General features: G+C 57.8%; 3 protein-coding genes. 2 read left to right on the top strand and 1 reads right to left on the bottom strand.

Going from position 1 to position 6136, the window contains the following annotated elements; all coding sequences use genetic code 11:
• Nucleotides 1-745 precede the first annotated feature (745 nt).
• Nucleotides 746-2470 (top strand): acyl-CoA carboxylase subunit beta, encoded by a 1725-nt coding sequence (locus ABYV89_RS13440; protein ID WP_432823458.1) that lies wholly within the window; start codon nt 746-748, stop codon nt 2468-2470.
• Between the two features lie 59 nt (nt 2471-2529).
• Complete coding sequence (locus tag ABYV89_RS13435) at nt 2530-5406, top strand: biotin/lipoyl-containing protein (RefSeq protein WP_432823457.1); 2877 nt, start codon at nt 2530-2532, stop codon at nt 5404-5406.
• A gap of 93 nt (nt 5407-5499) precedes the next feature.
• On the opposite strand, the gene ABYV89_RS13430 is transcribed toward ABYV89_RS13435, so the two are convergent.
• The gene (locus ABYV89_RS13430; RefSeq protein WP_432823456.1) at nt 5500-5712 is read right to left on the bottom strand and encodes a hypothetical protein; all 213 of its coding nucleotides are present in this window, start codon (nt 5710-5712) and stop codon (nt 5500-5502) included.
• Nucleotides 5713-6136 lie beyond the last annotated feature (424 nt).

The following is a 6136-nucleotide window of genomic DNA, read 5'->3' as shown; positions in this document are numbered from 1 at the left end:
GAGCCTCGGACGCAAGGCCAAGGCCGGCGAGGCGATGGTGACCCTCTCCATCGACAGCCCGGCCGACGAAGCGACCCTCGAAAAGGTCGCCAGGGCCGTCGACGCCAGCTTTCTCAAGGCGGTTTTCATGCGCGACTAGCGCCCCGCGAAAAAATATAAACAACAAAAAAGCGACCCGCTGGGGTCGCTTTTTTTTATTGCTGCTGACCAGCGGGCAGGTGGGGTGCTCAGGAAATGCGGTCAGACAAGTTTATGGTCTGACTGACACCAAAAAGCATTCTAAAATTTCAGCGGTAGCAAAAAAACAGGAAAAAACTTTACCGAGGGTAATTTTGGTTGGTGAGATTAAGCGATCTGGCCATTGGGTGGAGACTGGCTTGAGGTCCTTCTGGCACGTGGATATTGCGTTTCTTTAGTCATAAATGACCGCAAAAGCGGCAGTTTACGTCCATTGGTGAAAAGTTTCGCGGATCCCGATCGAACGCAGACAGGTATGGTAAGAATAAAATTTAATCGACTGGGGAAAAAGGGTTTACCGGTGATCGGACCCCTTTGTCTTTTTACCCTAAATAAAAATTTTCTTGACAATTCACCGGTTTTTTTGCATTTAATGGCGTTCGCAAGAAACAATGTTTTACGTAAATGGATGCAACGGTTGACGCAGAATTCAGATACTAGGGTTGGAGCGCAGCGCCATATGCTGCGTTCCGGTAAGTAAATTTCAATCATCAGAAGGATGGCCGAAATGTCTCAAAAAGTGATCAAACCTTCACTGAAGAACCCATTTGACCCGCCTGAGAAAGTCGAATTTACCATTCCTGGAGAAATTTCCCGGACTACTGGCGGTTACGAGGAGGCAATGAAGGTCGGCCATGAGCTGATTGAGCGCCCGATCAAGTCGGTCAGCATCGGGCAGATTGAAAAACAGCATTTCAAGAAGCGCATGACGGTGTGGGAGCGCCTCAAGGTTCTCACTGACAGCGAGCCGAACATCCTGTTCCAGAACTGGGGCAAGAATCTCGACGGCGCCTCGCTGGTGACCGGTATCCTCAATATCGGCGGCCGCGACGTGGCGGTGTACGGCCATGATTTCACCGTCCGCGCCGGCTCCATCGACGCCACCAACGGCAGCAAGCTGGCCCGCCTCTTTACCATGGCCGGCGAGAAGGGCATTCCGCTGATCGGCATGAACGACTCGGCCGGCGCCTTCGTTCCCGCCGGGGTCGGCGGCCTCGACGGTTACGCCGAGGCTTTCACCGCCCTGCGCAAGATCAGCGGCGTCGTGCCGACCATCATGTGCATGTTCGGCTTCAACGCCGGCGGCGGCTCCTACCTGCCCCGCCAGGGCAGCTTCGTCATTCAGCCGGAAGACACCTTCTTCGGACTCACCGGCCCCGGCGTCGTCAAGTCGGTTCTCGGTGAGGACATCACTCCCGAGGAACTCGGCGGACCGAGGGTTCACGGCGCTTCCGGCGTAGCCGACCTGACCGTGGCCGATGAAACCGCTGCCCTGCGCACCGCGGTCCGGCTGCTCAGCTACCTGCCGGACAACAACAGCATCAACGCACCCTTCCAGCCGACCAGCGACTCCCTCGACCGCAAGACCTGGGAGATCAACACCCTGCTGAAGAAGGCCTTCAATTCGCCGACCGGTTTCAACACGCCCTTCGACGTTTCGATCGTCATCCAGCAGATCTGTGACCATGGCGACTACTTCGAACTGCAGCCGGATCGTGCCCGCGAGGCGGTCACCGCCTTCGGTCGCCTCGGCGGCCAGGTGGTCGGCTTTGTCGCCAACAACTCGGCGGTCTCTTCGGGCCAGATCGACTGCGACTCGGCACTGAAGATCGCCCGCTTCGTGCGCTTCTGCAATATCTACAACATTCCGATCATTTTCATGGAAGACACCACCGGCTTCCTCCCCGGCCGTGAGCAGGAAGCCCGCGGCATCGTTCAGGCCGGCCGCTCCATGCTCGACTCCATCGTCGATGTGCGCACCCCGCGCATCCTGATGATCCTGCGCAACGCCTTCGGCGGAGCCTACGCCTCCTACAACAACTACCCGACCGGTGCCGACCTGGTGCTGGCCCTGCCGACCACCCGCCTCGCCGTTATGGGCCCGGCCGGTAAGGAATTCGTCTACAAGGGCGAGCTGCGCAAGATTCGCAGCGCGGTATCCGAAATGGTCAAAAAGGGAACGGCTGAGCGCATTGCCGCGGGCGTGGACGGCAGTGAAGCCAAGAGGGACGCGGAAAAAGAAGCCGCCGACTGGCTCAAGGCCCAGGAGGCCGAACTGAACCTGCGCTATGAAAAAGAGCTGATGAACCCGAAAGAGGGCCTGGCGCTCGGCTCTATCTCCTCCATCGTCATGCCGACCGACCTGCGTAAGGTGCTCGGTGAGAACATCGCCTTCCTGATGCGGCACTACAAGGCCGGTCCGATGGCCGGTCCGCAGCGCGAATTCCATTAAGGCGACGGGGAAGATTGTTGATGAAAGCGAATCAAGGTTTCGATCTGGAGATATCACCCATGGCACAGACAACTGATTACTACACCAATAATCCGCTGATTCATCGCGACCGCCGTCTGGGCAAGTCGGGCTCCGAGTGGGTCCGGTCCTTTTCGTGCGAGTCGCTCAAGCCGCTGATCGTCTGCCGCGGCCCGATCCGCATGGAGGCGATGACGGTTTATGAGGAGATGGGGATCGGCCATTACGGCATCCTTCTTTCGGAGAAGGATTCCATCGTCTACCCGAACGCCCTCTCTCCCGAACTGCGCATTCTGACCGACCCGACCCGCGTGCACCGGGTGCCTGACTATACCGGGGCGAGCAAGGAGGAGCGCGTCGAGCGTATCGGTCAGATTATTCAGACCGCCAAGGACAACGGCTACGACTCTATTTTCGCCGGCTACGGCTTCATGGCCGAAGACGACGAGTTCGTCGCCGCCATCGAGGATGCCGGTCTCAGGTTCATCGGCCCCTGCTCGGCGACCCAGCGCGGCGCCGGCAAGAAGGACGAAGCCAAGCGCACCGCGCTCAACGTCGACGTTTCGGTCACCCCGGGAATCGACAACCTGACCGCGCGCACCCTGATCAGCAAGCACCCGAGTCGCGAAGCGCTGCTGGCCGTGGTCAAGGCCGAAGGGCTCAAGTGCGACAAGAAGGTGCTGGACGATAAAAAGCGCTCCCTCGAGAGCCTGGCCGACCATATCCTGATGGCCTCCTACGCCAAGGGGATCGATCTGTTCAGCATCGACGAGATGGGGACCCAGGTCGAGAAGGAATGCGCCGCCATGTTCAGGAAATACCCCGGCGCCCGGATCCGCCTCAAGGCGATCGGCGGCGGCGGCGGCAAGGGGCAGCGCATCCTCGGCGCCTCGCTGCTGACCAAGAAGAACCCGTCCGAGGCCGACATCAGCAAGGCCGCGTCCGTCGCACCGGGACTGGTGCGCGAGGTGCTGCTCGAAGTCAAGGCCAACGGGGTCGGCGACAACAAGAACGTGCTGGTCGAGTTGAACATCGAGCAGACCCGCCACAACGAAATCCAGCTGCTCGGCAACGGCGACTGGTGCATCGCTCTGGGGGGACGCGATTGTTCCCTGCAGATGCATGAGCAGAAGCTGCTCGAAATCTCGGTAACCCAGGAAGCCCTGGCCCTGGAAATCGCCAAGGCCAAAAAGGCCGGCTTGAAGGCGCAGGTCGCTGCCCTGGAGTCCGACCTGCAGGTTCTCAAGCGGATGGAGGAAGAGTCCGAGCGTTTCGGCAAGGCCGTCGGCCTCGACTCCGCCTCGACCTTTGAGTGTATCGTCGACCGCGACCGCCACTTTTTCATGGAGGTCAATACCCGTATCCAGGTCGAGCACCGGGTCACCGAGCTGGTCTACAGCCTGAAGTTTACCAATCCCAAGGACAAAAAAGACTTTTTCGTGGTCGAGTCGCTGGTCGAGGCGATGGCCCTGCTCGCGCTGCACAAGGAGCGTCTCCCCCGGCCTGAGCGGGTTCCCCGCTTCGGTGCCGGTGCCGAGGCCCGCCTCAATGCCACCGACTGCTCTCTCTCGCCCAGCGCCGGCGGCGTGATCCGCTACTGGTCGAAGCCGATCGACGGGGAAATCCGCGATGACCAGGGGATCTGCATTACCAACCCCGATACCGGCCAGTTCATGCGCTACACCCTGGCCGGCGCCTATGACTCCAACATCGCGCTGCTGCTCACCCAGGGGGAAGACCGGCTCGACAGCTACCAGGCCCTGGCCAAGGTTCTGCGCTCGACTACCCTGCGCGGCACCAACCTGGCAACCAACCTTGAGTTCCACTACGGGCTGGTCAACTGGTTCCTCGGTTTCAACGTCATGGCCAAACCGACCACCCGGTTCGTCGTTCCCTACCTGACCCTGGTCGGCAAGCTCAAGGAAGAAGCCAGCAAGCTCGACGTGGTCTATGCCTTTGTGGCCATGAAGAAGCATTTTTCCAAGCTCTACAGCGCCGAGCCCGAGGTGGCCAAGGCGATTTCTGAAACCCTCGACCGCAAGGGCACCCTGCTGACCCGGCCGATGGAAATGCTGCTCAGGGATCCCCACCTGCTCTCCGGCTGGTTGAGTGTCAACCGCAAAAACCTGGAGATCAAGAACGGCAAGCTGGTCTGGCTGCGCAATCCGCTGGTGATCCTGGAAGAGACCTACGAATACCTCAACATGACCTGGCGCGCCGATGCGCCGGCCGCCGAGGTTATCTGGACTCACGACAACGACCTGCTGCAGACCGCCCTCCGTTTCTACGCCGATCTGCGCGACAAGCTGGGGCTCAAAAAAGAGGAATTCGTCAAGCTCAACGAGCTTCTCGGCAAGGACAAGCCGCAGGGCGATTTCGATAAGGAAACCTGGGCCCAGGTGCAGGCATCCCACCTGGGTTTCGAGATCGGCAACGAACTGCTCGGCCTGCTCTTTTTGATCGCCAACAAAACGGACTTCTTCGATTTCAAGGTCGAGGACAACCTGGAAGTCACCATCCCCGACTACCTCAACGATGCGGATCTGCAGGCGGCGATGAAAAAGGTGCTGGTGCCGCCTCCGTCCACCAAGGCCGACGAGATCGTCACCCCGGGCGGCGGCATGTACTATGCCCAGGAAGCACCGGGGATGCCCCCCTTCGCCACCGAAGGGATGCATTTCGAAAAGGGGCAGCCGCTCTTCATCCTCGAGGTCATGAAGATGTTCAACAAGGTGCCGGCGCCGTTTTCCGGAACCATTGACAAGATTCTCATCGAGGGCGGTGACGGCGTCATCGTGCAGAAGGGGCAGCCGATCTTCAAGGTCACCCCGGACGAGAAATTCGTTGAGGTCGACCCGAAAGAGATCGACAGGCAGCGTCGTGAAACGACGGCCGAGTACCTGGCGGCGATTCTCTGATTCGAAGACAAAAAGGGCTCCGGAGAATTGCTCCGGAGCCCTTGATTTATCGACCGGTCCGCCCGTTTGGCGCGACCGGTTTTTTATTTGTGATCAGACCGCGAGGATATAGTCATCCCCCTCGACGCATTCGGAAGAACCCTCGAGGAAAGAGTTTTTGTGCACGTCCTTGATGACTTCGGTCACACCGTGGTTGACGGACCAGATCGTTCCGCAAACCCGACACTCCTTGATGTCTTCATAAAAACCATCGGAATGCAGATCCAATTCCTTGAATTCGTGATGCTTGCATACGGGACATTTCATGGCCGTTTTCCTTTCTGTTGAATGATGCAGATGTCCTTGCTGATTCGTCAATATGGTTAAATTATAGGCGCATGAATTATTCATGCAATAAAAAAATTTCGAAAAGTCCCAGTAAAACAGCATGTTAGGTCGTTTTACCGTTTTGAAGAGTAGACCGTTTGTTTAAATTGACAAATTTCCCCTGCATGAAATTTCATCAAAACTGAAAGTATGACCGTAACTATACATAATTATTGTGTTTATGTAAAATAGACCGGTATTTTGAATTTTTCTGTTTGCCGTAAGGCGTGAGCGGAGATGGATAAAATGAAAAAAAATCGATTGCAGGTTTGACCCGGCCCGTTATCAAACCGCGTATTCTGTGATTTTAGGGGTTTTCACTGGAAAGAGCGGGAATTGAACGGCGTTGGGGTTGTCGGAAGAG

Source organism: Trichloromonas sp., from assembly GCF_041583255.1.
Classification (GTDB): Bacteria; Desulfobacterota; Desulfuromonadia; order Desulfuromonadales; family Trichloromonadaceae; genus Trichloromonas.
The sequence above is the reverse complement of the archived record's forward strand: the minus strand, read 5'-3'. Positions and strand labels throughout refer to the sequence as shown.